Annotated in this window: 24 protein-coding genes; 7 read left to right on the forward strand and 17 right to left on the reverse strand. The window is 64.4% G+C overall.

The window, feature by feature from the left end; translation table 11 throughout:
- Positions 1-21: 21 nt before the first annotated feature.
- The 3 genes from flgM to MIN45_RS00315 all read right to left on the reverse strand — a co-directional run bounded on the left by flgM (position 22) and on the right by MIN45_RS00315 (position 2,144).
- Positions 22-315 (reverse strand): flagellar biosynthesis anti-sigma factor FlgM, encoded by a 294-nt coding sequence (gene flgM, locus MIN45_RS00305; protein ID WP_286292628.1) that lies wholly within the window; start codon positions 313-315, stop codon positions 22-24.
- A gap of 65 nt (positions 316-380) precedes the next feature.
- Positions 381-1,076, reverse strand: a complete 696-nt coding sequence (gene flgA / locus MIN45_RS00310; protein WP_286292629.1) for a flagellar basal body P-ring formation chaperone FlgA — start codon at positions 1,074-1,076, stop codon at positions 381-383.
- 207 nt (positions 1,077-1,283) lie between these two features.
- Positions 1,284-2,144, reverse strand: coding sequence for a porin family protein (locus tag MIN45_RS00315; protein WP_286292630.1), 861 nt, complete (start codon positions 2,142-2,144; stop codon positions 1,284-1,286).
- A gap of 213 nt (positions 2,145-2,357) precedes the next feature.
- Here MIN45_RS00315 and MIN45_RS00320 point away from each other — a divergent pair, with 213 nt between their 5' ends.
- Complete coding sequence (locus MIN45_RS00320; RefSeq protein ID WP_286292631.1) at positions 2,358-4,244, forward strand: polysaccharide biosynthesis protein; 1,887 nt, start codon at positions 2,358-2,360, stop codon at positions 4,242-4,244.
- Positions 4,241-4,588 (forward strand): hypothetical protein, encoded by a 348-nt coding sequence (locus MIN45_RS00325; RefSeq protein WP_286292632.1) that lies wholly within the window; start codon positions 4,241-4,243, stop codon positions 4,586-4,588. The genes MIN45_RS00320 and MIN45_RS00325 overlap by 4 nt, the downstream gene beginning before the upstream one ends.
- Positions 4,589-4,592: 4 nt before the next feature.
- Here the strand turns inward: MIN45_RS00325 and MIN45_RS00330 are convergent, their stop codons facing one another.
- Positions 4,593-5,294, reverse strand: coding sequence for a YggS family pyridoxal phosphate-dependent enzyme (locus MIN45_RS00330; protein WP_286292633.1), 702 nt, complete (start codon positions 5,292-5,294; stop codon positions 4,593-4,595).
- Between the two features lie 28 nt (positions 5,295-5,322).
- Between MIN45_RS00330 and MIN45_RS00335 the strand changes: the two genes are divergently transcribed.
- Both MIN45_RS00335 and MIN45_RS00340 read left to right on the forward strand, forming a co-directional pair.
- A complete protein-coding gene (locus MIN45_RS00335; protein ID WP_286292634.1) occupies positions 5,323-6,357 on the forward strand; it encodes a type IV pilus twitching motility protein PilT in 1,035 nt (344 codons plus the stop codon).
- A 12-nt stretch (positions 6,358-6,369) separates the two neighbouring features.
- The gene (locus tag MIN45_RS00340; protein WP_286292635.1) at positions 6,370-7,494 is read left to right on the forward strand and encodes a PilT/PilU family type 4a pilus ATPase; all 1,125 of its coding nucleotides are present in this window, start codon (positions 6,370-6,372) and stop codon (positions 7,492-7,494) included.
- 2 nt (positions 7,495-7,496) lie between these two features.
- Here the strand turns inward: MIN45_RS00340 and MIN45_RS00345 are convergent, their stop codons facing one another.
- Genes MIN45_RS00345 through gshB form a run of 7 tightly spaced genes read right to left on the reverse strand, consistent with a single transcriptional unit; the run spans position 7,497 to position 13,018 of the window.
- The gene (locus tag MIN45_RS00345) at positions 7,497-8,771 is read right to left on the reverse strand and encodes a dihydroorotase (RefSeq protein WP_286292636.1); all 1,275 of its coding nucleotides are present in this window, start codon (positions 8,769-8,771) and stop codon (positions 7,497-7,499) included.
- Entirely contained in the window at positions 8,768-9,727 is a 960-nt protein-coding gene (locus MIN45_RS00350; RefSeq protein WP_286292637.1) for an aspartate carbamoyltransferase catalytic subunit, read from the reverse strand. The genes MIN45_RS00345 and MIN45_RS00350 overlap by 4 nt, the downstream gene beginning before the upstream one ends.
- Positions 9,724-10,236, reverse strand: a complete 513-nt coding sequence (gene pyrR / locus MIN45_RS00355) for a bifunctional pyr operon transcriptional regulator/uracil phosphoribosyltransferase PyrR (RefSeq protein WP_286292638.1) — start codon at positions 10,234-10,236, stop codon at positions 9,724-9,726. Before pyrR ends, MIN45_RS00350 begins: the two co-directional genes overlap by 4 nt.
- Positions 10,233-10,667 carry a Holliday junction resolvase RuvX gene (gene ruvX, locus MIN45_RS00360; RefSeq protein ID WP_286292639.1) on the reverse strand — a complete coding sequence of 145 codons (435 nt, stop codon included), beginning with the start codon at positions 10,665-10,667 and terminating at the stop codon, positions 10,233-10,235. Before ruvX ends, pyrR begins: the two co-directional genes overlap by 4 nt.
- Complete coding sequence (locus MIN45_RS00365) at positions 10,660-11,226, reverse strand: YqgE/AlgH family protein (protein ID WP_286292640.1); 567 nt, start codon at positions 11,224-11,226, stop codon at positions 10,660-10,662. The genes ruvX and MIN45_RS00365 overlap by 8 nt, the downstream gene beginning before the upstream one ends.
- 11 nt (positions 11,227-11,237) lie before the next feature.
- The gene (locus MIN45_RS00370; RefSeq protein WP_286292641.1) at positions 11,238-12,062 is read right to left on the reverse strand and encodes an energy transducer TonB; all 825 of its coding nucleotides are present in this window, start codon (positions 12,060-12,062) and stop codon (positions 11,238-11,240) included.
- Complete coding sequence (gene gshB / locus MIN45_RS00375) at positions 12,059-13,018, reverse strand: glutathione synthase (RefSeq protein ID WP_286292642.1); 960 nt, start codon at positions 13,016-13,018, stop codon at positions 12,059-12,061. The genes MIN45_RS00370 and gshB overlap by 4 nt, the downstream gene beginning before the upstream one ends.
- Before the next feature lie 124 nt (positions 13,019-13,142).
- Between gshB and rpmB the strand changes: the two genes are divergently transcribed.
- Positions 13,143-13,379 carry a 50S ribosomal protein L28 gene (rpmB, locus tag MIN45_RS00380; protein WP_286292643.1) on the forward strand — a complete coding sequence of 79 codons (237 nt, stop codon included), beginning with the start codon at positions 13,143-13,145 and terminating at the stop codon, positions 13,377-13,379.
- A 35-nt stretch (positions 13,380-13,414) separates the two neighbouring features.
- Complete coding sequence (rpmG, locus tag MIN45_RS00385) at positions 13,415-13,570, forward strand: 50S ribosomal protein L33 (RefSeq protein ID WP_317706309.1); 156 nt, start codon at positions 13,415-13,417, stop codon at positions 13,568-13,570.
- A 41-nt stretch (positions 13,571-13,611) separates the two neighbouring features.
- Here the strand turns inward: rpmG and MIN45_RS00390 are convergent, their stop codons facing one another.
- A complete protein-coding gene (locus MIN45_RS00390; RefSeq protein ID WP_286292645.1) occupies positions 13,612-15,471 on the reverse strand; it encodes a cyclic nucleotide-binding domain-containing protein in 1,860 nt (619 codons plus the stop codon).
- A 121-nt stretch (positions 15,472-15,592) separates the two neighbouring features.
- On the opposite strand from MIN45_RS00390, the gene MIN45_RS00395 reads away from it, so the two are divergent.
- On the forward strand, positions 15,593-15,949 hold the full coding sequence (locus MIN45_RS00395) for a hypothetical protein (RefSeq protein ID WP_286292646.1): 357 nt from the start codon (positions 15,593-15,595) through the stop codon (positions 15,947-15,949).
- 4 nt (positions 15,950-15,953) lie between these two features.
- Here MIN45_RS00395 and MIN45_RS00400 read toward each other — a convergent pair whose 3' ends face one another.
- The 5 genes from MIN45_RS00400 to MIN45_RS00420 all read right to left on the reverse strand — a co-directional run bounded on the left by MIN45_RS00400 (position 15,954) and on the right by MIN45_RS00420 (position 21,192).
- Complete coding sequence (locus MIN45_RS00400) at positions 15,954-16,967, reverse strand: formate dehydrogenase subunit gamma (protein WP_286292647.1); 1,014 nt, start codon at positions 16,965-16,967, stop codon at positions 15,954-15,956.
- A 14-nt stretch (positions 16,968-16,981) separates the two neighbouring features.
- A complete protein-coding gene (locus tag MIN45_RS00405; protein WP_286292648.1) occupies positions 16,982-17,119 on the reverse strand; it encodes a hypothetical protein in 138 nt (45 codons plus the stop codon).
- A 164-nt stretch (positions 17,120-17,283) separates the two neighbouring features.
- A complete protein-coding gene (fdh3B, locus tag MIN45_RS00410; protein ID WP_286292649.1) occupies positions 17,284-17,898 on the reverse strand; it encodes a formate dehydrogenase FDH3 subunit beta in 615 nt (204 codons plus the stop codon).
- 274 nt (positions 17,899-18,172) lie between these two features.
- Positions 18,173-21,022, reverse strand: a complete 2,850-nt coding sequence (locus MIN45_RS00415) for a formate dehydrogenase subunit alpha (protein ID WP_286292650.1) — start codon at positions 21,020-21,022, stop codon at positions 18,173-18,175.
- Entirely contained in the window at positions 21,019-21,192 is a 174-nt protein-coding gene (locus MIN45_RS00420; protein WP_286292651.1) for a hypothetical protein, read from the reverse strand. Before MIN45_RS00420 ends, MIN45_RS00415 begins: the two co-directional genes overlap by 4 nt.
- Between the last annotated feature and the right edge of the window lie 77 nt (positions 21,193-21,269).

Consider the following 21,269-nt stretch of genomic DNA (forward strand, 5'->3'; position numbering starts at 1 on the left):
GCTTGCTTCCAGAATGATGATTCAGGGCAACTGGCTGTCCAGTTCCAACAGTTTTTCCGCAATCTGCTCGGCATCGATCTGGTAACTGCCATCCTGCAACGCATTGGCTACCCGGGTGACCCGCGCCATATCGATGACATCGGCCCGGCTCAAAGCCTGCTCGGCCTCCTTGAGACGGGTGGCGGTATCGGTCAATGCCAGGGAATCGCTGTCGCTCTGACGGGCCCCCGTTTTGGTTTCGGGCTTGTGCGGCGCCCCTGGCCCGGTATTGGTGGGTTCTAGTTTCCCCGTCAGGGCGCGCAAATTGATCGTCATGTTTACGTCCTCATTGAAGATGTCATCCCGAAGCTTGTAACGGCGGAGGTTGTTGAAAGTTTAGCTCAAAGTTGGACTTGGACTTCGCCCGGGCCTTGAACCACCCCTTCGACGACCTGCCGTGATCGGTCGTTGCGCACCCGTATGCGCTCTCCGCGGGCGCCGTCCATCAACGCATGGCCCTCCATGCTCACTTCGAGCGTTCCCAGGTTCGCCCGGATATGAACCGCCTGGCCCCGGTGCACCAACTTGTCGGCGACCAGCACCTGCGGCTGCAACACGGCACCGGCCGGCAGGGAACGACGCAGCCGCAGGCCGATCACGCGGGACGGATCGGTGAAGTATCCCTGGCGCAGCTTTCCCAGTTCCTGCCGCTGCAACATCACTGCCGCCGCGGTCAAACGCGTGCCCTTGGGAAGTCCCTGACGCAGGGTGATCACCGGCTGGTACACCCGCACGACCGCCTTGGCATAGATCGACCACTGTCTGTCTCCCGGACAGCGCACCCGCACGGACAGGGAACCGGGCTTGACTTCCCCCCGCAAGGGCTCGATCCGCAGTGGTGCTGAGCAAGCGGGAAGATGCAACCGGGGATCGAGGGGCGGGACATGAACGTCAAAATCCTGCCACTGCTGCCGGATGATCGGCGTCAATTGGACAGCGATCGCCTGCCGCACAGCGGCAAGCGATTGCCTCTCGGCCGCCACCGAAACCGTGGTCAAAGGCAGCGACAACAGCAATCCCAGCAAGACCCTTCGCATCGGAAGACCCCTTAACGACGTAAACACACAAGATTTTAAGCAATATATGAGCCATAAAGATCCAACTGAAGCTGGGCCGCCTGCACTCTTGCCAAGCCGGTAGGGGACTTTCACCCCCAACTCCCCCGCGCTACCACAGCTCGGGGAAGTGAACTACAAAAAGAAAGGGGCCTTGCGGCCCCTTTCCCGATACCGAGCAGAAGTTGCTCAGAATTTGAATCCCACGTAACCACCGGCGGTCAGGCCATCGGTGTCGGTATCCTCGACGCCGTTCAGGCTGCTGTCGTCGCCAGGCGTGACGTGGTAACGGAAGTCGGCGCCGATCACGACATTCTTGAAGATATCGACATCGGCACCGGCACCGAACACCAAGCCCGGATTGAGTACCGTCACCCCGTCGGACGGCGGGCTGATGACGTGAATGCCCAGGCCCACTGGAATGATCCATGGCCGAATCATGCTGCCACGCATGAACTTGATCTTGGGAGCAGCAGTCAAGGTAAACTGGGTCACCGTGGAGGTCTCTGGAGTTTTCCCCGGAGCCAGCTGAGTCACCACCACACCCTGGTCGTTATCCGTCAACAAACCAGTTCCCCGGGCAAAGCGCTTATATTCGAACATCACCTCACCGAGCAGGTCGGTCCCTTCCAGAATCGTTCCTTCGGTCATGCCGAACAGATCACGACTCAGAGTGTGCTCGAAACCGGCGCCGATGTAGAAACCATTCTGGCCTTTTGCGGCCCTGGAATTGGGTGAGGGCAGCACATCCTTGGCACGATCGGTCATCATCCGCGCATAACCGCCGCGGAAGAAGATCATGCTTTCACCAGCCGCACCTCCTACTCCGGCCTGTTCCTTCCATTCCTCCAGCTCCATCACTTTCTCGTGATGCATCTGGGAATGGGCCTTGAGATCGGCCAGTTCCTGCTTCAACAGTTTTAGCTGTTCCTCCAGCATGCGGATGCGAGCGTCGGCACCACCGTGATGTTCATGGGCCTGGGCCACCGGCGCCAGGGCGGTTGCGGCGGCTACGGAGCCAGCCATCAGAGCTTTGGTCAGTTTTTTCATTGTCATCCTCCCCTTTGATGGAGTTGTTGTGATCTACCTTTGCTAAAAAGCAACATCCACGCGGGGATTCAATGTAGCAGACAACTTTCATGCTGACAAATGTTTTGTCATAATCTTTCGTACATGCATGCCTGTTTCCAGAGCGCGTGCGAACGCCCCGATCCATACACTGACCGACACGGACTTGTCGCTTAAATACAACGGAGATACCGCGTGCCCACCGTATTACGCAGAGCCTGGTTGGTCTTCATCCACGATCTGATCATGGTCGCCCTGGCCTGGCTGGGCGCTTACTGGCTCCATAACGACCTGCATCCGGTGCCTCCACAGCTGCAGGATCAGGCCCTGCATTGGCTCCCCTGGGTCGTTTGTCTCCAGGGTACGATTTTTTACCAGTTTCAGCTCTACCGCAGCCTTTGGCGTTTCGCCTCCACGCCGGACCTGCTGCAGATCGGCAAAGCCACCTCGATGGGCGCAGGTCTTATCGGCGCGGCCAGTTATATCCAACCGCCTCCATATCCTTTGCCGGCGGCGATCCCGGTTCTTTACGCCTTGCTGCTGTTTCTGGCGGTCAGCGTTCCCCGCTTGATTTATCGCCTGAAAAAGGACAGCCACCGTGAACCGGACAGCGGCAAGCGGGCCCTGGTGGTCGGTGCCGGACGGGCCGGTTATATGTTGATCCGCGATCTGCTGCAAGACAGCGCCCCGGAGTATCGCCCCGTCGCCCTGGTGGACGACAACCCCCACAAACTGGGACGGGAGATACGGGGCATCCGGGTCGTCGGCCCCTGCAGTCAGATCCCCTATCTGGTCCGGCGCTACCACATCGAAACCGTGCTGATCGCCATTCCCTCGGCCAGCGATACCCAGATGCGCCGGATCATCACCCATTGCGAACAGGCCGGCGTCCCTTTTCTAACCCTTCCTTCGCCACGGGAACGCCTGAACCGGAATCAGCCCATTTCCAAGAAAACGCTTCGCCCCGTCAGCATCGAGGATCTGTTGGGACGCGAGCCCACCCGCCTCGACTGGCCTTCGATCCACCGCCACCTGGCGACCAAAACCGTGCTGGTGACCGGCGGCGGCGGATCGATCGGCGCCGAACTTTGCCGCCAGCTGGCGAATCTGCCCATCCACCGCCTGATCCTCTTCGAGCGCTGCGAATATAACCTGTACCGCACCGAGCGTACCTTGCGGGAACACTTTGAATCCACCGAAATCGTTCCTGTTCTGGGCGACATCACGGACAAGGTGGCAGTCAGGGAAGTCCTGGTGAAGTATCGGCCTGAGGTGATCTTTCATACCGCCGCCTACAAACACGTCCCCCTACTGGAAAACCAGGTCAGGGAAGCGGTTCACAACAATGTGCTGGGAACCGCCCGGCTTGCCGAGCTTGCCGTCGAACACGGAGTCGATAAATTCGTGCTGGTTTCCACCGACAAAGCGGTCCATCCCACCAACGTGATGGGGGCGACCAAACGGGGGGCGGAGGTCATCTGCCAGAGTTTCAACCTATTACAGAAAACCCGTTTCGTCACCGTACGTTTCGGCAACGTGCTCGATTCCGCCGGCAGCGTGGTACCCCTGTTCCGGGAACAAATCGCCAGTGGCGGTCCGGTCACCGTCACGCATCCGGAAATCACCCGTTTCTTCATGACCATCCCCGAGGCCTGCCAGCTGATCATGCAGGCGGCCGCATTGGGTCAAGGGGGGGAGATTTTCGTCCTGGACATGGGCCAGCCCGTCAGTATCCGCTACCTGGCGGAACAGATGATCTTGCTCAGCGGCAAACGGCCGGGCATCGATATCGCCATCGAATACATCGGCCTGCGCCCTGGCGAAAAGCTGCACGAGGAACTGTTCTATCCCGAGGAGGATCTTCAGCCCACGCCCTACGAGAAATTGAAGCAGGCCAGCGCGCCTGCCTGCGATCCGAAAATCATCGTCAAGCTGCTGGCCCAAATCCACAGCGCCTGCCAGGAATTCGACATTCCCCAGCTCTACGTCCTGCTCCAGACCCTGGTACCCGAATACCGTCCGGAAGAACCCTCGAGAGAATCGATTCCGACTCACCCCAATCGTAGGAGAACCCATTCATGACCGTCAAAATCCGCACCCTGGACGAAGCCATCGCCCACGCCAAACGCGGCCTCAAGCTCGTCGCCGAGGTCCGGCTGGCCAAGCGGCCGATCACCCTGAAGGTCCATCCGGATCTGGACATCCTGGAAGAACAGGAAGGCTACCTGCTGGGGGCCCGTTTCGTATTTCGCACCGGTGACGGGGCTCAGATCGTCGACCGAGTCTATGTGCTCGGCTTTCCCACCGAAGATCCGGAGGAAACCCTCATCAACCGCAATCTCGCCAACAGTTTGCTCAAGGAGGACTATCGCCGCCTGAAGGAAGCTGGAATCCGACTGCTCGACGAACCCTACTTCGAGGAATAGGGTTTCATTCGCGCCGGGGTTGCCGCAGCCCGAACAACGCGGAACCGATCCGCACCAGGGTGGCGCCTTCCTGAACCGCCGCTTCCAGATCGGCGGACATCCCCATCGACAGGTCCTCCAATCCCAGCGTGTCCCGAAGCTGCCGCAGCCGCTGGAAAGGCCGCCGTTGCGCGTCGAAGTCGACGGCCGGTGCCGGAATCGTCATCAGCCCCCGCAGGCGCAGATTCGGCAGCTCCCGGATGGCGGCGGCCAGCTCGGCGGCCGCTTCCGGCGCCACCCCGGCCTTGCTCGCCTCACCACTGACGTTGACCTGGATACAGACGTTGAGCGGCGCCAGCCCCTCCGGGCGCTGCTGGCTGAGGCGGCGGGCGATCTTGAGGCGGTCCACGGTGTGGACCCAGTGAAAACGGGTGGCGATGGCGCGGGTCTTGTTGGACTGGATCGGGCCGATGAAATGCCAGGTGATGTCGCAATGCCCCAGGGCCTGCTGCTTGGCCAGGGCCTCCTGGAGATAGTTCTCACCGAAATGGCGCATTCCCAGCTGCCAGGCTTCGAGCAGCACCCTTGCAGGCCAGGTCTTGCCCACCGCCACCAGGGTCACGTCATCCTGCCTGCCGGTGGCGTGAAGGGCTTCACCGATCCGCCGCCGGATGCGAGCCAGGCGCTGGGCCAGCGGAGATTCTGAACTATACTTGCCGGTATTCATTCGATCCGATCGCGCTGAGGAGTGATTCATGGACATCGCCGAACTGCTCGCCTTTTCCGTCAAGAACAACGCCTCCGACCTCCACCTCTCCGCCGGCCTGCCACCGATGATTCGCGTTGACGGCGACATCCGCCGCATCAACGTGCCGCCGCTGGAGCACAAGGAGGTCCACGCGCTAGTTTACGACATCATGAACGACAAGCAGCGGCGCGATTACGAGGAATATCTGGAAACCGACTTTTCCTTCGAGCTGCCCGGAGTGGCCCGTTTCCGCGTCAACGCTTTCCATCAGGACCGGGGGGCGGCGGCGGTGTTCCGCACCATTCCCTCCAAGGTACTGACCCTGGAGGATCTGGGCTGCCCACCCTTCTTCCGTGACGTGACCCAGAAACCCCGCGGCCTGATTCTGGTCACCGGCCCCACCGGCTCCGGTAAGTCCACCACCCTGGCGGCGATGATCGACTACATCAATTCCAACAATTACTCCCATATTCTCACCGTCGAGGACCCGATCGAATTCGTCCATCAGAGCAAGAAATCCCTCATCAACCAGCGCGAGGTCCACCGCGACACCCTCGGCTTCAACGAAGCCTTGAGATCGGCGCTGCGCGAGGACCCGGACGTGATCCTGGTGGGGGAAATGCGCGATCTTGAAACCATCCGCCTGGCCCTGACCGCGGCCGAGACCGGCCACCTGGTGTTCGGCACTCTGCACACCTCCTCGGCGGCCAAAACCATCGACCGTATCATCGACGTGTTCCCGGCGGCGGAAAAGGCCATGATCCGCTCGATGCTGTCGGAATCCCTGCAGGCGGTCATCGCCCAGACCCTGCTGAAGAAGATCGGCGGCGGGCGGACGGCCGCCTGGGAGATCATGGTCGGGACCCCGGCGATCCGCAACCTGATCCGTGAGGACAAAGTGGCGCAGATGTACTCGGCGATCCAGACCGGACGCAAGGACGGCATGCAGACCCTCGACCAGCACCTGCAGGAACTGGTGGACAAAGGCGTCATCTCGCGCCAGACCGCCCGCACCAAGGCCGTCAACAAGGCGGCGTTTTAACGGAGGCGGGCCATGAACGTGGAATCCATGCTCACCCTGATGGTGCACAAGAAGGCCTCGGATCTGTTCGTGATCGCTGGCCGGCCGCCGTGCATCAAGGTCAACGGCCGCCTGGAGCCCATCAGCCCCAAATCCCTCAGCGAACCCATGGTGCGCGAGCTGGTGCTCAGCACCATGGACGCGCGCCAGCGGGACGAGTTCGAAAACGCCCGCGAGTGCAACTTCGCCATCGCCATGGAGAACCTGGCCCGCTTCCGCGTCAGCGCCTATTACCAGCGCAACAGCCCGGCGATGGTGATCCGGCGCATCCAGGATTACATCCCCGACGTGGAGGAGCTGAACCTGCCACCGATCCTCAAGGATCTGGCGATGACCAAACGCGGTCTGATCATCTTCGTCGGCGCCACCGGCACCGGCAAGTCCACCTCCCTGGCGGCGATGCTCAAATACCGCAACCACAACAGCTCCGGGCACATCATCACCATCGAGGATCCGATCGAGTACACCCACCAGCACGCCGGCTGCATCGTCACCCAGCGCGAGGTGGGCACCGACACCGAATCCTACGAGGTGGCCCTGAAGAACACCCTGCGCCAGGCCCCGGACGTGATCCTCATCGGCGAGATCCGCACCCGGGAGACCATGCAGCACGCCATCACCTTCGCCGAAACCGGGCATCTGTGCCTGTCCACCCTGCACGCCAACAACGCCAACCAGGCTCTGGACCGCATCCTGCACTTCTTCCCCGAGGACATGCACAGCCAGCTGTTCATGGACCTGTCCCTCAACCTCAAGGCCATCGTCGCCCAGCAGCTGATCCGCTGCGCCGACGGCGAGGGCCGCTATCCGGCGGTGGAGATCCTCATCAACACCCCGCTGGCCTCGGACCTGATCCGCAAGGGCGAGGTCCACAAGCTCAAGGACTTGATGAAGCGCTCGCGCGAACAGGGGATGCAGACCTTCGACCAGTGCCTCTACGATCTCTACAAGGCCGGCAAGATCAGCTACGAGGACGCCCTGGCCGCCGCCGACTCGCGCAACGAGGTGCGGCTGATGATCAAACTGGGGGAAACGGGCGACCTCGACCGGTACGCGCCCGGCGAAGACAAGATGCGGCTGGTGGAGGAGGACGACTGATCTCAGCCCGGGTGGACGATGCGGCCGCCCACCAGGGTGTAACGCACTTTTCCCTTCAGGGTCTGGCCCCAGAACGGGGTGTTGCGGCCGCGGCTGTGCCAGTGGTCGGCATCGACGGGCCAGCACGCCCCGGTATCGATGACGATCACGTCGGCCGGAGCGCCCGGCTGCAACCGCCCGCCCTCCAACCCCAGCACCCCGGCCGGACCTGCGGTCAGCCGGGCCAGGGCCTGAGGCAGCGTCAGGATCCCCTCGTCCACCAGGGCCAGCAGCAGCGGCAGCAGCGTCTCCAGGCCGGCGGCTCCCGGTTCGGTGGCGGCGAAAACGTTCAGCTTGGCGTCTTCCTCGTGGGGGCGGTGATCGGAGCAGACCGCCGTCACCGTCCCTCCGGCCAGCGCCCGGCGCAGCCCGTCGCGGTCGTCCAGGGTGCGCAGCGGCGGCGCCAGATGGACGCTGGCGTCGAAGCCTTCCAGCGCTTGTTCGGTCAGATGGAGCTGGTGGGCGGCCACATCGCAGGTGACCGGCAGGCCGTCAGCGGCGGCAGCGCCGACCATCGCCGCCGCCCGGGCGGTGCTCAGGCAGGAGAAGTGCACCCGGGCGCCGCTGTCGGCCACCAGGGCCAGGATCTGCGCCACCGCCACCGTTTCCGCGCTCGCCGGAATACCCGCCAATCCCAGCCGGGTCGCCACCTCCCCTTCGTGGGCGCAGCCACCGGCCGCTAGCCAGGGATCCTGGGGCCGGACGAACACGGTCAGACCGTAGGTGGCGGCGTATTCCAGGGCCCGGCGCCAGACCAAGGGGTTGGCCAGCGGCCGGCCGGCGTTGCCGACGGCGCGGCAGCCGGCCTCACCCAATGCGTGCATCTCGCTCAGACGCTCGCCCGCCAGCCCGCAGGTCAGCGCCCCCACCGGCACCACTCTAGCCCGGGCGGCAAGTTCGGCGCGTTCGCGGATCAGCTCGATGACCGCTGGGGTGTCCGCCACCGGCTGGGTTTCCGGCAGAGCGCAGACGGTGGTGACGCCGCCGGCTACCGCCGCGCGGGTTTCGCTGGCGATGGTGCCTTTGGATTCGAAACCCGGTTCCCGCAGGCAGACGCTGAGGTCGATGAGACCGGGAGCGATGACGCCACCGCGGGCATCCAATTCCCGCTGCGGAGTGAAATCGGGCGGCGGCGAACCTGTGGCGACGATCTTGCCCTCGGCGATCCAGACGCCACCGGGCGTCAGAGTTTCAGCGACCGGATCGCACACCAGGCCGTTGACGATGGCGAGCTTCATCCCTGAACCGCCCCCAGAGCCAGCGCCATCACCGCCATGCGGATGGCGATGCCGTGGCCTACTTGCTCAAGAATCACCGAGCGGCTGCCGTCGGCCACCTCCGAGGCGATCTCGACCCCGCGGTTGATGGGGCCGGGATGCATCACCAGGCAATCGGGTCTGGCCTGCCGCAGCCGGGCGGCAGTCAGCCCGAAACAGCGGTAGAATTCCCGCTCGCTCGGCAGCAGCGCTCCCTGCATGCGCTCCTTCTGCAGCCTCAGCATGATGACCACATCGACATCCTCCAGCCCAGCGTCCAGATCGTGGCAGACGCGCACGCCCAAGCGCTCCACCGCCACCGGCAGCAGCGTCCGCGGCGCCACCACCCGGACTTCCCGGGCGCCGAGGGTGTTGAGGGCGTGAATCTGGGAGCGGGCGACGCGGGAATGGAGGATGTCGCCGACGATGGCCACGGTCAGACGGGAGAAATCGCGCTTGTGGCGGCGGATGGTGAACATGTCGAGCATGGCCTGGGTGGGATGGGCGTGGCGGCCGTCGCCGGCGTTGACGACGCTGACGTGGGGGGCGACGTGGCGGGCGATGAAATGGGCCGCCCCGCTTTCGGCGTGGCGCACCACGAACATGTCCACCCCCATGGCCTCCAGATTGCGGACGGTGTCGAGCAGGCTTTCGCCCTTGGCGGTGGCCGAGACCGCCACGTTGATGTTGAGCACGTCCGCCGACAAGCGTTTGGCCGCCAGCTCGAAAGTGGTGCGGGTGCGGGTGCTGGTTTCGAAGAACAGGTTGACCACGGTCTTGCCGCGCAGCAGCGGCACCTTCTTGACCTTCTGAGCGGCCACGCTTTCGAAGGATTCGGCGGTGTCCATGATGCGCTCGAGCCAGTCCCGCCCCAGCCCTTCGATGGTGAGGAAATGGCGCAGCCGGCCGCCGGCGTCCAGTTGCAGGGTACGGCTCATGGGGCCTCGACGGTGTGAATCTCCAGTTTCAGGGGATCGGGACCGGTCAGCTTGATGCGCTGATCGGGCCCCAGGGAGACGCGGCCGCCGACGCAGTCCGGCTGGATCGGCAGCTCCCGCCCGTCGCGCTCGATCAGTACCCCCAGGATCACCTGGCGCGGCCGGCCGTAGTCGAACAGCTCGTTGAGAGCGGCACGGATGGTGCGGCCGGTGTAGAGCACGTCGTCGATCAGGATCACGTCGCGGTTTTCGGTGCTCGGCAGCTGGCTCGGGCGCACTTGGGGATGCATGCCGATGCGGGAGAAGTCGTCACGGTAGAAGGCGATGTTCAGCCGTCCCAGAGGCGTATCGATCCCCAGGCGTTCGCGCAGCCGCTCGGCGATCCAGACCCCGCCGGTATGGATGCCCACGAGCAGCGGGTCGTGCAATCCCCGGGTTTCGATCTGGCGGCGCAGGCAGTCGGCCAGATTCTGCAGCAGGGTATCGATGTCCAAAGATTCGGCACTCACGCAGGCGTCTCCTGATGATTGAGCCAGGTCTGCAGGATCAGACGGGCGGCGACCTGGTCGTTGTAGCGGTGCACCTTGCCGGCCCGCAGCCCCACCTCCTCGAACAGCAGCTGGCGAGACTCGAAACTGGTCAGGTACTCGTCCATCACGTGAACAGGACGATGATACCGCCCTTCCAGCTGGCGGCAAAACTTGCGCATCAGCGGCGTCACCGGATTGTCGCCGCCGTCGGCCTGATACGCCATTCCCACCACGAAACCGGCCGGCCGCCAGGTCTGTACCAGACGATCGATCGCCTGCCAGCGCACCGCCTTCTTCTCCGAACGGATCGTCTCCAGGGGGGAGGCGGTGCCGGTGAGGCGCTGACCCACGGCCACCCCCAGTCTGCGGGTGCCGAAATCGAAGCCCAGCCAGGTTTCCGCCTCAGCCATGTCCCACCTGTGACGACATGCGGTCGAGATCGATCCCCAGCCGGGCGGCGGCGGCCTTCCAGCGCTGCGCCGGCGGCAGGTCGAAGAGGATTTCCAGGTCGGCCCGGACGTTGAGCCAGGCGTTTTCGAGCATCTCCCGCTCCAGCTGGCCTGCACCCCAGCCGGCATAGCCGAGGGCGACGAGGAACTTTTCCGGTCCGCGGCCGGCGGCGATGGCCTCCAGAATGTCGCGGGAAGTGGTCAGCCCCACCCGATCGTCGACCGCCAGGGTACCGTGCCAGTCACCCACCGGGGTGTGGAGCACGAAACCGCGCTCCGGCTGCACCGGGCCGCCCAGATAGACCGATTCTGCGGCGATGGCTTCGTCCTCGGGCTCGATCTGCATCGAAGCCAGGATGTCCCTGAGGCGCATATCCTCCAACGGCCGGGAGATGACAATCCCCAGCGCCCCCTCCTCGCTGTGCTGGCAGATGTAGGTGACCGTATGGGCGAAATTGGGATCCTCCAGGGTCGGCATGGCGATGAGAAACTGTCCGGTCAAAGCGGTATGCGTCTTCATGGTCCCATCCTTCAGCGGCCCATGGCCAGGCCGTCGTCGTTGAAGAAACTCCAGGTGCGGGTGATCACCAGAACGTCGGTCTGCTGCGCCAGCTCCTTGGGAAACGGCGCGAACGGCGAGGCCAGACGGACGATCCGCACCGCCGCCGCGTCCAGGACCTTGTAACCGGAGGAGCGGCGGATCTTGATCTTCTTCACCGTTCCGTCCTTGGCCACCCAGACGCTCACCAGCAATTTCCCCGACAGCCTCCGGCGCCGGGCTTCGTCAGGATAGTTGAGGTTGCCGATGCGTTCGACCTTCTTCTGCCAGGCGCGCTCGTAAGCGGCGGCGACGTATTTGTGGGCCCGAATGCGCTCGATGGGGGTCACCCGCTCACCGGCGAAGCGCATGCTGCGGCGGGGCTTTACGTCCAGTTCGGCGATCTGCCGGGCCAGCAACCCGGGATCGAGACGGGGGCTGGGCTGCGGCTGGGGGTTCGGGCGCTGGGGCACCGTCTGTCGTGCCGCCTGATGGGTCAGCACGCGGCGTGGCCGCGGGCGTGCCGGCGGTGGCGGCTGCGGCACGCCGCGGGGGCGGCTTCGGGGTGGCGGCTGCGGCCTGCGGGCCTGCTTGCTGGCGCCGCCGTCGCTGTTTCGGTCTGCCAGATAATCCGCCTTCTCGGGACGCCGGCCATCGGCCTCGGAGACCAGCTCGATGTCCAGGGTGCGCCGCACCGGCGGCGGCGCCGGCAACCGGAAGCGTACCCCGAAAAGGATCGCGGCGTGCAGCACCAGCGCGACCAAGAGCGCCACCAGGAAGCGGTCGCCGGGACTGCCGAAACGGGTCTCCAGGGTCATGGGGACAGACGGGCCTCGATTTCGTTCATCAGCTGGGCGCTGATGTTCAATCCGAATAGTTTATCCAATTCCTGAATGCAGGTGGGGCTAGTGACGTTGATCTCGGTGAGATAGTCGCCGATCACGTCGATGCCGGCGAAGATCAAGCCACGGCGGCGAAGTTCCGGTCCCACCTGATTGCAGATCCAGCGGTCGCGCTCGCTCAGGGGCCGGCCCTCGGCCCGGCCGCCGGCGGCCAGGTTGCCCCGCAACTCCCCCCGGGCGGGAATCCGCGCCAGAGCGTAGGGAACCGGCTCGCCATCGATCAGCAGGATGCGCTTGTCGCCGTCCTTGATTTCGGGCAGATAGCGTTGGGCCATCACGAAGCGGCTGCCGTGGCGGGTCATGGTTTCGAGGATGACGCTGACATTGGGGTCCTCAGGATGCAGATAGAAGATCGAAGCGCCGCCCATGCCGTCCAGAGGCTTCAGTATGATCTCCCCCTGCTCGGCCAGAAAGGCGCGGAAACGCTGCGGATCGCGGGCCACCAAGGTGGGGGCGCAGCACTGGGGGAACCAGGCGGTGAACAGCTTTTCGTTGGCGTCGCGCAGGCTCTGGGGCTTGTTGACCACCAAGACGCCCTTTTGTTCGGCACACTCGAGCAGATAGGTGGCATAGATGTATTCCTGGTCGAAGGGCGGATCCTTGCGCATCAGGATCACGTCCAGGCAGTCCAGGGACTGCACCGTTTCACCCTCGAACGCGTACCAGCGTTGCGAGTCGCGTCTGAGCACAAGACGGCGCATGCGGGCGAAGGTGCGGCCGTCGCGCAGATACAGATCGCCCAGCTCCATGTACTCGAGTTCCCACCCCCGCGCCTGGGCCTCCAGCAGCATGGCGAAACTGCTGTCCTTGTGGATGTTGATGTTCTGGATGGGATCCATCACGATCCCCAGCTTGATTCTCGCGGCGGTCATCGTTTCGTTCGCATTCCATGTTGATCGGGGGCGTCCCATGATAACACTTTCCGTTTTTTGCCCCGCACCACAACTTGCGCTAGAATTGCTCGTTTGAATCGACTGGGTATATCGGGGTTTAGAAATGTCCAGAGTATGTCAAGTGACGGGCAAACGTCCCATGACCGGCAACAACGTCTCCCACGCCAACAACAAGACCAAGCGCCGCTTCCTGCCGAATCTGCACACCCACAAGTTCTGGGTGGAAAGCGAGGGCCGCTGGGTGCGCCTGCGGGTTTCCAGCCAGGGCATGCGTATCATCGACAAGAAGGGCATCGACACCGTGCTTGCGGAAATGCGTCAGCGCGGCGTCAAGATCTGATTCTGATCAGGCCATAAGGAGGATTGAAACAAGCCATGCGCGAAAAGATCAAACTGGTGTCCAGCGCCGGCACCGGCTACTACTACACCACCACCAAGAACAAGCGTAACACGCCGGACAAACTGGAATTCAAGAAGTACGATCCGGTGGTGCGCAAGCACGTGATCTTCCGGGAAGCCAAGATCAAATGACCTCGAACCCCGCCGCGGCGGGGTTTCGTTTGCCTCTGACATCATTCGGCGAACAGGTCTTCCTCCTCGGGCGGCGCCCCGCCGGCGGTCGCTGCACCTTGCCCCTCTCCCGGTTCTGCGGCGAAAAGATCCTGGTCTTCGGGCAACTGCATCTGTGGTTTCCCTTCCGACTTCGGCGCCACCGGCGCTGATTCCTCCGCCATCCGGCCGTCCCAGAGCCACTGCGCCAGCCAGCGGCGGCCACTTTCACTCTGCAGCCCGATCCCCAGCAGCGCCAGGCTCGCCAGCGCGCCTACCAGGGCCCACAGCAGCGGCCCAACCCAGCCACGCCGAGCCGTCTCCCCTTCGCCGCGGGGAATGGGCTGGATCAACGGCAGATCCTCGGGCTCCAAGGCCGTCCAGTCCGCCGGTGGACGCCAGGTCACATCCTTCCCGCCTTCCTGCGCCAATTTCCGGCAACGGGCCTGCAGCACCTCGACCTGCCGGCGCATCGCCGCCACATCGGCCTCGGCCTGCTCCCGCACCATCTCCAATTCCGTCTGCAGCGCCTGGACCCGGTCGTCCCCCTCCATCTCGGCCGCGGCCTCGCAATAATCGCGGATCACCGCCTCCAGTTCGGCGACCCGCCGGCGCAGGGTTTCCGCCTCGGCCTCCAGCGCCGCCTTCTCCTCGGTCCCCGCTGCCTGGGACGCCAATCGGGCCGACAGGGCGCTGTTCTCGGCTTCCAAATCTTCCAGCCGCTGTCGCAGCTGCCGGTTGTGCCGCTGCAATTCCTCCAGCGCCTGGTTATCCTTCTCCGCCGTAAGCACCACCGGTGGCGGGGCTTCGACCCGCCCGGTCTCCTCCCGGACCTCGCCGTTCAGACACTTGGGAGGGACGCTGCCCAATCCGCCTTCGAGCACCGCGGCCTCGAAACCGTGCTTCAGCAGCAGAAAAGCGGCGGCGGCGGCAAGGCGGCCGTCTTCGGAAACGGTGATATAGCGCTGTCCCCGCTGCAATCCGGTCAATTGCATACGCAGGGAAAAGAAAGGAATGTTGAGACTGCCGCGAATGTGACGCCGCCGGAATGGGTCCGGGTCGCGCACGTCCAGCCATTGCGCCCCCTGCTCGGCCTCGCGGAAGGCTGCTTCGAAATTGAGCGAATCGAGCACGGGCTCGGCAAGCAGCTGCAGGAATCGTTCTGGAGAAAGGCGCAACACGACCCCGTCAGTCGCCATGGTCACCGTGACCGCCCGCGCCTGACCGGACAGAATCGCATCCTCCCCGAACATGTCTCCGGGCTTCAGGGTTCCCAGTTTGAACACCTTCCCGCCGGGACGGGGCTGACGGCTGACCTCACACTGTCCGGACCGGAGGATGAAGACGCTGTCGGCCACCTCTCCCTGCAGGATCACCGGTGTGCCGGCCTCCAAGGCCTTCTCCTCCAACCGCTGCAGGATTTTTTGCAGGTTACTGGCCGGCAGCCGTTGGAAGACCGGCGACTTCAACAGCCGGGTCATCCAGTCGCCTTGGGTTTTCTCGGGGTTGCTGTCTGTCATCCTCGTCTCTTCCTGCGGCAGTGCCGGCTTGATGCGCTGGGGATCGATACGGATATAGCGAAGCGTCGTGAGCGCGCGCGCCGTCACCTTACGGGGGCTCTGATGCGCCAGGGGGAAACGGGCGTTGGCGTCACCGGCCTGGAGCTCTTCCATCACGATGCCGCCGGCCTCGAGGGAAACCCTGCCTTCGAGCAGATAGATCCACTCGTGGGCGATCTCCCCCCGTTCGAACAGGATTTCCCCGCTTGACGCTTCCCTTGGGACCAGCGTGTCACACAATCGTTTGCAACTTTCCTGCGGCAGCAGGTGCAGCGGAATGAGCCGGCGAATCTCGGCGTAGTGCACGGAAGGCGTATCGCTCATCGGTTCATACCGCACTCCGCCTGCATCCTGCGAAACCCATTGACTCCCGCTGTTTCCCAAGTAATTCTAGCCCACTCCCGCCAAACGAGCGGTTATCCGATTCACAACCAGGAGTTTCGACATGCGACCGAGAGCCATTTTCCTGCTTTGCTTTGCCGTGGCGGCGATGACCCTACCCAAATTCTTCAACGCCCTGTATGCGATCTTCGTCACCCCGGGGCTGTACTCGGCCGTCTGGCTGATCAGCAACGCGCTGGTGCTGATTTCCTGCTACGGCCTGTGGCAGATGCGCCGCTGGGGCGTCTATCTGTTCCTGGTGGGCTGGGGGCTGAAACTGGCCGGGATCCTGTGGTTCCCGGTGACCCAGGGCCGAAGCCAGTGGCTGTTCTGGTTCCCGCTCATCGTTATGCTGGTGTATCTCGCCGTGGTGGCCCACTACTGGCAGGACATGGACGGCAAGGCGCGGGAAACTGATTGAACGGCTAGTCGGCATCCGGACGGAAGAAGTGGGCAGGACGCTCTATCTCGGGGCGTTCCCCCTGCCGGGGAAGCCGGCCGGCCTGCTGCAATTCCTCCAGCCACAGATCGTGATGCTGCCGGGCCCAGGACAGATCGACCTTCCCTGAGATCATGCCTTCCAACGCGCCCTCGGTGCCCAGGGTGCCGATGTAGATGTGCCCCAGAGAGGCGGCCATGACGATCAGAGCCGCGGCGACGTGGAGGATATGGCTCAACTGCAGGGATTCGCGCTCGAGGCCGAACAGGGGCAGATCGAGAAGCAGGCCGGTGACCGAGACCACCGCCCCCACGGTCATCAGCAGCCAGAACCAGGCTTTCTCACCGGCGTTCATGCGCCCGGCATGGGGATGGCCGCCGCCGAACAGGCCGCCGAAGGACTTGAACCAGTCCCAGTCGATCTTCCGCCACAGGTTGTCGCGGAACCAGGTCAGGCCCATGACGATCAGACAGGCGACGAACAGGGGGCCGATGAGATTGTGGGTAAATTTGGCGATGGCGAGATAGGCGGCGAAGGTCTCGTGACCGATCAGGGGGATCAGCAGCCGGCGGCCGTAGAGCAGGCTCAGGCCGGTAAGGCTCAGGAGGATGAACAGGACCGCAGTAGCCCAGTGCAGCACCCGCTCCCCCAGGCTCCAGCGCAGCACCCGGATGCCGGTGCGGGGCTTTTCCAGCCGCTGGGGACCGTGAAGCAGATGAAACAGCCCCAGAATCAGCACCACACCACCGAGCACCAGCCCTCCGGCCCAGGACAGTGGCCCGTTGCGCCAGCGGCGCCAGACCTCGCCGGAGGCCTGGATCAGCTCGCCGCTTTCCAGGCCACGCACCGCGCTGTAGCCTTCCACCCCTTCGCGCACCTGGCGCCACAGCTCGGCGCGGGGGTTGTTCCAGTCGACGGTCGCCGCCACCAGCCCCACCGACAGCAGCAACAGGACCAGCCCGGTGACCTGCCAGAGTCTGCGGTTTCGTATCGATGACATCACGGCAGCCATGGTCAGCGGTCCGTCTGTACCATCAGCGCCCGTTTGCGCAGGGTTGCAGCATCGGGATAGTGTTCGTGGACATCCGCCTTGCCGGCATACTCGGGATTGCGGTCGAAAACCCGGTCGGCTTCACGCTCGCAGGCAGCCAAGCCGGCAACCACTCCCAGCAAAAGGGTAAAAGCACAGCGCCGCCAAGCGTCTCCGGCCGTCCGGCTGGAGGGCATACCCGGCCTGGATGGCCGGGTTTCGAGCCTACAGGGACGTACGTGCGGCGTCCCGGAAGCCAGACGGCCAGAGACGCTTCCCCACCACTTCATGGTTTCTTCTCCCCATAAGCCGGCCCCCACCCCCACGGCACCTTGGGCTGGGCCGGTTTTTCGTCGCGGTCGGCGCGGCGCACCACCCGCTCGCGGAAGATGTCGGCGATGACGTCGCCGTCGCCTGCCAGCAGGGCCTTGGTGGAACACATCTCGGCGCACAGCGGCAGCTTGCCCTCGGCCAGACGGTTGCGGCCGTACTTCTCGAATTCGGCCTCGGAAAAGTCTTCCTCGGGGCCGCCGGCGCAGAAGGTGCATTTGTCCATCTTGCCCCGGACCCCGAAGGTGCCGTTCTGGGGGAACTGGGGGGCGCCGAAGGGGCAGGCGTAGAAACAGTAGCCGCAACCGATGCACAGATCCTTGTCGTGCAGCACCACCCCGTCCTCGGTGACGTAGAAGCAGTCCACCGGGCAGACGGCAGCGCAAGGTGGGTCGGAACAGTGCATGCAGGCCACCGAGATGGATTTCTCCCCCGGCTGGCCGTCGTCAAGGGTCACCACCCGGCGGCGGTTGACCCCCCAGGGCACTTCGTGCTCGTTCTTGCAGGCGGTGACGCAGGCGTTGCATTCGATGCAGCGCTCGTCGTCACAGAGAAACTTCATCCGCGCCATGGGACTCCCCCTTGCTGTGCCGGGAAAGGGGTTCCAGGGACGCCGCAAGTACATCCCTGTAGGCTCGAAACCCGGCCATCCAGGCCGGGTACGCCCTTCCACCCCTTTCCCGGCACACCAACGCCAGCCCGGTGCCGAGACAGGGAAGGGGAGCCGTTTTTCGGGGTGTACGCGGCCCGGACGGCCGCGTACAAGCCTCCAGGTAAGGATTCACGGCGTCCCCGAAAAACGGGTCCCCTTCCCCACCTTGTCAGAAACTGCTGGCCCATGGGCATCAACCTCCCCGCTTGAGCCGGCACAGGGACACCTTGGTCTCCTGCATCATGGTGACCGCATCGTAGCCATAGGTGAACACCGTGTTACAGGCCTCCCCGCGCACATAAGGGGCAGTGCCCTCGGGATAGCGGGGCTTGAGGTCCATCCCCTCCCACCAGCCGCCGAAGTGGAATGGCATGAACACCGTCCCCCGCGGCACCCGGCGGGTGACGAAAGCCGTCACCAGGATGCGCCCCCCCTCCGGCCCCTCGACCCACACCTTGCCCCCGTGGCGCAGGCCGGCATCGTTGGCGTCGGCCGGATGCACCTCCACGAACATCTCGGGCTGGAGCTCCGCCAGCCAGGGATTGGAGCGGGTCTCCTCGCCCCCGCCCTCGTATTCCACCAGCCGCCCGGAGGTCATCACCAGCGGAAACTCGCGGGAAAAATCGATCTCCTGGATCGAGCGGTACCGGGTCGGCAGGCGGTAGAAACGCTTGCGGTCAGGATAGGTGGGATAGTCCCGGACCAGATCGCGGCGGCGGGTGTAGATCGGCTCGCGGTGAACCGGGACGGGATCGGGGAAGGTCCAGACGATGCAGCGGGCCTTGGCGTTGCCGTAAGGGGCGCAGCCGTGGGCGATCGCCACCCGCTGGATGCCGCCGGAAAGATCGGTCTTCCAGTTCCGCCCTTCCGCCTCCCGCTTTTCCTCCGGCGTCAGGTCGTCCCACCAGCCCAGTTTCTTCAACAATTTGTCGGAGAATTCGGGATAGCCGTCCCGGATCTCCGAACCTTTGGTGTAACTGTCCTCGGCCAGCAGGCTGACGCCGTTGCGCTCCACCCCGAACCGGGCCCGGAACGGCAGCCCGCCTTCGGCCACCGGCTTGCTCAGGTCGTAGAGAATCGGCGTGCCCGGATGCTTGAGTTCCGCTTTGCCCCAGCAGGGCCAGGGCAGGCCGTAGTATTCGCCGTCGCAGGGGCCGCCCTCGGCCTTCAGGGTGGTGGTGTCGAAGGTGTGCCAGTGCTGCTGCTGGTTTTTCAGGCGCTCAGGGCTGATGCCGGTGTAACCGATGCTCCAGGCGCCGCGGTTGATCTCCCGCAGGACGTCCTCGATCACCGGTTCGTCACCCTCGACGCGGATGTTCCTGGTCAGCTCGGCGGCGAAACCCAGCTTTTTCGCCAGCCGGTACATCGTCACGTGATCGGGCTGGGACTCGAACAACGGCTCGATCACCCGATCGCGCCACTGCACCGAGCGGTTGGAGGCGGTCACCGAGCCGCGGGTTTCGAATTGGGTGCAGGCCGGCAGCAGATAGGTGTCGTTCTGGCGCGCGTGCATCACCGCCGACACCGTGGGATAGGGGTCGATGACCACCAAAAGGTCCAGCTTCTCGAAGGCCCGCTTCATCTCCGGCCCACGGGTCTGGCTGTTGGGGGCGTGGCCCCAGAAGATCATGGCGCGGAGGTTGTCCCGCTGGGACAGGTTGGCCTTGTCCTCCAGCACCCCGTCGATCCAGCGCGACACCGGGATGCCGGGCATGAACATCGTCCGGCTCCTGCCGCCCTTGCCGTCCGGGTATTCGGCCGGGTCGAAGCGGGACGAAAGCCAATCGTAGTCCACGTTCCACACCCGCGCCCAGTGGCGCCAGGCCCCTTCCGACAGGCCGTAGTAACCGGGCAGGGTGTGGGCGTTGGGCCCCACGTCGGTGGCTCCCTGGACGTTGTCGTGGCCGCGGAAGATGTTGGTGCCGCCGCCGGCCACCCCCATGTTGCCCAGGGCCAGCTGAAGGATGCACAGGAGGCGGGTCTGGTTGGTGCCGTGGTGGTGCTGGGTGATGCCCATGCACCAGACCACGGTGCCGGGGCGGTTTTCGGCCAGCGTCTTGGCCACCTGACGCACCTGCGCCTCCGGTACCCCGCAGACCCGCTCCACCTCCTTGGGCGACCACTTTTTCGCCTCCTTACGGATCGCCTCCATGCCATAGACCCGGCGGCGGATGAAATCGGTATCCTCCCAGCCGTTCTCGAAGATGTGCCACAACAGACCGTAGACGAAGGCAACATCGCCGCCGGGGCGGATGCGCACGTACTGGTCGGCATGGGCGGCGGTACGGGTGAAGCGGGGATCGACCACGATCAGACGGGCGCCTTTTTCCCTGGCGCGGAACACGTGCTGCATCGACACCGGATGGGCCTCGGCCGGGTTGCCGCCGATGACGAGGATGGCGCGGCTGTTGTGGATGTCGTTGTAGGAATTGGTCATCGCCCCGTAGCCCCAGGTGTTGGCCACGCCGGCGACGGTGGTGGAATGGCAGATGCGGGCCTGATGGTCGACGTTGTTGGTGCCCCACAGGGCGACGAACTTGCGCAGCAGATAGGCCTGCTCGTTGTTGTGCTTGGAGGAGCCGAGCCAGTAGACCGAATCGGGCCCGGATTCCTCGCGGATATGCAAGAGCCTGTCGCCGATCTCGTCGATGGCCTGCGCCCAGGTGATTCTCCGCCACTGACCGTTCACCTTCTTCAGCGGATACTTGAGGCGCTTGTCCCCCCGGCCATGATCGCGCACCGAGGCCCCCTTGGCGCAATGGGCGCCGAGGTTGAAGGGATGGTCGAAGGCCGGCTCCTGCCCCACCCAGACGCCATTTTGGACCTCGGCGATCACCCCACAGCCCACCGAGCAATGGGTGCAGACGCTGCGCACCTGTTTGACTTCGGGCTGGGATGCGACCGACTCTTCGGCCCCGGCCTTGCGCATGAGCTTGAACGGCAGGGCGGCGGCCAGGGATGCGCCGCCGACGGTCACGGAAGTGCGCTGTAGGAAGGTGCGGCGGTCGATGCGTCCGGGGGTGCGGCGTTTCAGCGTCATCATCCCCTCGCGGTCCGATAGTAACGGCGGATGTGGTCGGTCTCGCGGTAGCCGGACGGCTTCTCCACGCCCGGTCCGCCGGGGATTTCCTCCCGGCGCCTTCCCAAAGCCGCGGTGGTGACGGCAACCCCTCCAGCCCCGAGCAGGCTCTGTAGAAAGCGGCGACGTTTCATAGGCGCGCTCCTCCTCGGTTTTTGCCGTCATTAAACCGCCACGGCCACACGGCGTCAACGGCGTTTGCAGTCCTCTC

Source organism: Methylomarinovum tepidoasis (assembly GCF_030294985.1).
Lineage (GTDB): Bacteria > Pseudomonadota > Gammaproteobacteria > Methylococcales > Methylothermaceae > Methylohalobius > Methylohalobius tepidoasis.

Excerpts from the sequence above, each read along its gene's own strand:
- flgM (WP_286292628.1), bottom strand. The coding sequence starts at position 315 with ATGACGATCAATTTGCGCGCCCTGACGGGGAAACTAGAACCCACCAAT.
- flgA (WP_286292629.1), bottom strand. The coding sequence starts at position 1,076 with ATGCGAAGGGTCTTGCTGGGATTGCTGTTGTCGCTGCCTTTGACCACG.
- MIN45_RS00315 (WP_286292630.1), bottom strand. The coding sequence starts at position 2,144 with ATGAAAAAACTGACCAAAGCTCTGATGGCTGGCTCCGTAGCCGCCGCA.
- MIN45_RS00325 (WP_286292632.1), top strand. The coding sequence starts at position 4,241 with ATGACCGTCAAAATCCGCACCCTGGACGAAGCCATCGCCCACGCCAAA.
- MIN45_RS00330 (WP_286292633.1), bottom strand. The coding sequence starts at position 5,294 with ATGAATACCGGCAAGTATAGTTCAGAATCTCCGCTGGCCCAGCGCCTG.
- MIN45_RS00335 (WP_286292634.1), top strand. The coding sequence starts at position 5,323 with ATGGACATCGCCGAACTGCTCGCCTTTTCCGTCAAGAACAACGCCTCC.
- MIN45_RS00340 (WP_286292635.1), top strand. The coding sequence starts at position 6,370 with ATGAACGTGGAATCCATGCTCACCCTGATGGTGCACAAGAAGGCCTCG.
- MIN45_RS00345 (WP_286292636.1), bottom strand. The coding sequence starts at position 8,771 with ATGAAGCTCGCCATCGTCAACGGCCTGGTGTGCGATCCGGTCGCTGAA.
- MIN45_RS00350 (WP_286292637.1), bottom strand. The coding sequence starts at position 9,727 with ATGAGCCGTACCCTGCAACTGGACGCCGGCGGCCGGCTGCGCCATTTC.
- ruvX (WP_286292639.1), bottom strand. The coding sequence starts at position 10,667 with ATGGCTGAGGCGGAAACCTGGCTGGGCTTCGATTTCGGCACCCGCAGA.
- MIN45_RS00365 (WP_286292640.1), bottom strand. The coding sequence starts at position 11,226 with ATGAAGACGCATACCGCTTTGACCGGACAGTTTCTCATCGCCATGCCG.
- MIN45_RS00370 (WP_286292641.1), bottom strand. The coding sequence starts at position 12,062 with ATGACCCTGGAGACCCGTTTCGGCAGTCCCGGCGACCGCTTCCTGGTG.
- gshB (WP_286292642.1), bottom strand. The coding sequence starts at position 13,018 with ATGACCGCCGCGAGAATCAAGCTGGGGATCGTGATGGATCCCATCCAG.
- rpmB (WP_286292643.1), top strand. The coding sequence starts at position 13,143 with ATGTCCAGAGTATGTCAAGTGACGGGCAAACGTCCCATGACCGGCAAC.
- rpmG (WP_317706309.1), top strand. The coding sequence starts at position 13,415 with ATGCGCGAAAAGATCAAACTGGTGTCCAGCGCCGGCACCGGCTACTAC.
- MIN45_RS00390 (WP_286292645.1), bottom strand. The coding sequence starts at position 15,471 with ATGAGCGATACGCCTTCCGTGCACTACGCCGAGATTCGCCGGCTCATT.
- MIN45_RS00395 (WP_286292646.1), top strand. The coding sequence starts at position 15,593 with ATGCGACCGAGAGCCATTTTCCTGCTTTGCTTTGCCGTGGCGGCGATG.
- MIN45_RS00400 (WP_286292647.1), bottom strand. The coding sequence starts at position 16,967 with ATGTCATCGATACGAAACCGCAGACTCTGGCAGGTCACCGGGCTGGTC.
- fdh3B (WP_286292649.1), bottom strand. The coding sequence starts at position 17,898 with ATGGCGCGGATGAAGTTTCTCTGTGACGACGAGCGCTGCATCGAATGC.
- MIN45_RS00415 (WP_286292650.1), bottom strand. The coding sequence starts at position 21,022 with ATGATGACGCTGAAACGCCGCACCCCCGGACGCATCGACCGCCGCACC.
- MIN45_RS00420 (WP_286292651.1), bottom strand. The coding sequence starts at position 21,192 with ATGAAACGTCGCCGCTTTCTACAGAGCCTGCTCGGGGCTGGAGGGGTT.